3 protein-coding genes are annotated in these 3911 nt (G+C 44.1%); 1 reads left to right on the top strand and 2 read right to left on the bottom strand.

The window, feature by feature from the left end:
• Window positions 1-59: 59 nt before the first annotated feature.
• Together Q0095_RS07050 and Q0095_RS07045 are read right to left on the bottom strand one after the other, a co-directional pair.
• Entirely contained in the window at window positions 60-335 is a 276-nt protein-coding gene (locus Q0095_RS07050) for a hypothetical protein (RefSeq protein ID WP_297882652.1), read from the bottom strand.
• Window positions 336-669: 334 nt separating this feature from the next.
• Window positions 670-2082, bottom strand: a complete 1413-nt coding sequence (locus Q0095_RS07045) for a pseudouridine synthase (RefSeq protein ID WP_297882650.1) — start codon at window positions 2080-2082, stop codon at window positions 670-672.
• Between the two features lie 75 nt (window positions 2083-2157).
• On the opposite strand from Q0095_RS07045, the gene purB reads away from it, so the two are divergent.
• Window positions 2158-3489 (top strand): adenylosuccinate lyase, encoded by a 1332-nt coding sequence (gene purB / locus Q0095_RS07040; RefSeq protein ID WP_297882648.1) that lies wholly within the window; start codon window positions 2158-2160, stop codon window positions 3487-3489.
• Window positions 3490-3911 lie beyond the last annotated feature (422 nt).

The raw sequence follows: 3911 nt of genomic DNA, 5'->3' as shown, positions 1-3911 counted from the left end.
CATCTGCGAATTCCTTCTTATCTACCCTTGGCATTTCGAATTTTCATAGAAATTAACAATTACAATCCAAGTCTCATGCCAATATCTTGCGATATTTCTATTGTTTGTTTTTGTTCTATGCTATGGTCTATGCCCAAACCAAGTACCCTCTTGCAATATTCCCCAAAAGAAGCAACTACCGTTTTGCTCCCCATGCTTGCTATCAATGTCGAGCTTTCTAAATTAACAGAGCTTCCCGCCCCGCCCTTTTGCTTAAATAGAAAATTGGCGTATTCATCAAATTCTCTTTTAAATATTCCATATTCTTGATTGTATTTTTTTAAAAGAATCAACATCGGATTTAAAATCCTTTTATACTACCGCCCAACTTATCTTGAAACGTCCAATATTTATGCGCTCTGAGCTCAAATTTACCGCAATCTTCGCTACCGAAAATAAATATATGAAACCCACCGTCTAGCCAGGCTGAATTATTTGCTTTTAAAGCCGTAACGTTTTTTCCCAATATAGCCCATCGCAAAATAAAATCGTCTTAAAATTTTCAAATAACTATAGATGAGAAATTAATAAATTAATGCCGTTGTAAGCACAAAATTTTATAAAAACCGGCAAAAGCAAAATTATGGTCATAAAAATAATCGCCGCCACCTCAAAATTTTATTGAGTTGTTTAAATTTTACCGATTTTCGCGAGATTATAAAACTCTCTTGCGGCGTCAAATTCGCTTTTTATCTCGTATCGTTCGCCGCCTAGTTCAAAGCGAATTGCATTCGCGTGTAGCAACAATCTCGGCGCTCCCGTCGTTCTGATCCGCTCTGTCTCATCCATCTTTTTATCCAATATCCACTCCGCTTGCTCGCGCGAAAGCCCGTACAGCGGCTCTCCCAGTATCGGCACGCCCGCGGCAAATAGATGCAGCCTGATCTGATGCTGCCTACCCGTCAGCGGATAGCACTCGATCAGGCTAGCGTCTATGTCCGAGAAATATCGCAGCGGGCGTATCAGCGTGATCGCCTCCTTACCGTCGCGCGATATTTTCATACGAATTTTAAGATCGGCAAACTCGTCGTTAGGAGCGATCGGAGCATCAATCACAAACCCCTCAAAATCCTTTAAAAATTTCAGTTTATCGCTAAATTTTGCGTATTTTGCAGGCTCAAATTTTTTAAAATTTACGCAGCCCATAGAAGTAGCTGGCAAAGATTTAGCCACAGATAAGGCGTAAGGTTTATGTCCGTTATCCGCGCTACTCATCGCGATAGCGGGTTTAAGCTTATCACTCACGCCGCAGGATAAGTCATCAAATTCAAATCCGCTGCCAACATCGCCAGCAGGAGCGCCAAATTCAAATTTAGCTTGCATGCCGTCAGATAGAGCATCGCACCATAATCTCCTACTCGCACTATTAGACAAGATATTAAATCCAAATTTATTGCCTACTCCTTTTAGAGCTAGTGTATCGCGCAGATCCGACACGTTATCTGGTAAACTCACAGCATCGTCCGCAAATTTTGATCCGCAAATTTCATACGAACCTAGCGCATAGCAGTTCTCTATCTCGCCATTGCAAGCAGCACTTTGCAAATCACCTCGCAAGCCCTCTCTCAAATCACCTCGCACGAGCGCTAGATAGCTTTTCATCACTCTACGCTGTTCAAAGCACTCTTTAAGCTCGCGCGCCGCGTCTTTATCCTTGGCGACAATAAGAATTCCGCTGGTTTCTAAATCAAGCCTATGCGCCACGCACGCGTCCTGCCCGTATAGCGACCAGATCTCGTCATACATATTGTAAGGCGAGTTGCGCCCGCTCGGATGGCTTAAAATTCCACTCGGCTTGTCAAATGCCGCAAACGCATCGCACTCAAAGATCGGCTTCAGTCCGCGCGGCTCGCATTTGTAATTGATCAAAAAAATTTCTCCGTGCGCGATGGAGCTTTTATGTAAATTTCGATCCTCTGCATCGGTTACGCGATGCTTGTCACAGATGCGCTGCGCGGATTTCATATCGTATCCGAGGCTAAGCAGAATTTCGTAAATTTTGCGTCCCTCAAAGCTTCCCAGGCTTCTTTTCTCATAACCCATATTAAACTTTCAGCCCCATTTTTATATAATTATTGCCATCATTATACAAGAAATTCTAACCGAAAGGCTACTAAAATGGTCGAAAGATACGCAAGAAAAGAGATGTCTGAAAAATGGAGCTTGCAAGCCAAATACGACGCGTGGCTAAAAGTCGAGCTCGCAGCAGTTAAGGCGTGGAATAAACTAGGTCTAATAAGCGACTGCGATAAAGATAAAATTCTACAAAACGCAAGCTTTAGGATCGAGCGGATAGATGAGATCGAAAAGACCACCAAGCATGACGTGATTGCATTTCTAACGAGCGTGAGTGAGAGCCTTGGGCAGGAGAGCCGCTTCGTGCATTACGGCATGACTAGCAGTGATTGCATCGATACCGCCGTCGCGCTACAAATCAAAGAAAGCATGGAGCTTATCATTGAGGATGTGCAAAATTTAAAAGCCGCGATAAAATCTCAAGCCATGAAGCATAAAATGACACTGATGGTCGGGCGCAGCCACGGTATCCACGGCGAGCCGATCACTTTCGGGCTCGTGCTTGCAGTCTGGTATGATGAGATAAATCGCGCGCTAGAGCTTTTGCAACACGCAAAAAGCGTCATCAGCTACGGCAAAATAAGCGGTGCGATGGGGAATTTCGCCCACGCTCCACTAGAGCTGGAAGAGCTGGTGTGCGAATATCTGGGGCTAAAGCCCGCTCCCGCGTCCAATCAAGTCATCCAGCGCGATCGCTACGCACAGGTGATGAGCGCACTTGCGATCCTGGCTTCCAGCTGCGAAAAGATCGCTATCGCAATCCGCCACTATCAACGCACCGAGGTTTATGAGGCGGAGGAATTTTTTAGCCCAGGTCAAAAGGGCAGCTCTGCGATGCCGCACAAACGAAATCCTGTGCTTAGCGAAAACGTAACGGGACTATGCCGTATGATCCGTAGCTTCGCAATACCCGCGATGGAGGACGTAGCACTATGGCACGAACGCGACATCAGCCATAGCTCGGTCGAGCGATTTATCCTCCCTGATGGCTTTATAACTGCTGATTTTATGCTAAATCGCTTGACAAGCTTGATTGAAAAACTGCTAGTATATCCTGAAAATATGATGAGAAATCTAAATTTAACCGGTGGGCTCGTGTTTTCGCAGCGCGTACTGCTAGAGCTGCCTAAACGAGGAGTTAGCAGAGAGGATGCTTATAAAATCGTGCAGCGTAATGCGATGAAGGTCTGGGCGGATCTGCAAGAGGGCAAAAAAGCTATAGATGAGCAAGGGCATAGCCTATTTTTGCAAAATCTGCTAGCAGATACAAAGCTACGAGAAAAGCTAAGCGAAAGCGAGATCAAAGAGTGCTTTGACTACGGATATTACACCAAAAACGTGGACGCGATTTTCGCTAGGGTTTTTGGCAAATAGCAGACACGTGGCTTGCTATTTTAAAGCTCCGAGCAAGCCTATAAAATATAGCGAGGCGGCTAGAAATTTATGTTTGCGCCGAAGCGCTTTAAAAAGAGCGATTGAAATTTTAAAATTTTTACAAAGACAAAATTTTAGTAAAAGCGTAGCGCTTGCGGATTAATCTAGCATCTAAATCCGCACGACAGGCATCCACCACTTTTACCGCGAATTTTTCTACGGTTGCAACTAACCTTAAAATCGTAAAAATTTAATGCTTTAAAACGGTAAAATTCTTAGGTGTAGTAGTTTTAGAATTTTACCGCAAAATTTAAGTGCTAATCCCGAAGATGTAAATGCGAGATTTTCATAAAGCAAAATAGCATTTCTGTGTCGTACTCGAACTAGGGGTCGTGAGATATCCGAAGCAATTATGAAACAAA

Origin of the sequence: uncultured Campylobacter sp. (assembly GCF_938045535.1) — a bacterium.
Lineage (GTDB): Bacteria > Campylobacterota > Campylobacteria > Campylobacterales > Campylobacteraceae > Campylobacter_B.
Note: the sequence above shows the minus strand (reverse complement) of the source record. Positions and strands in the feature narration are given on the sequence as shown.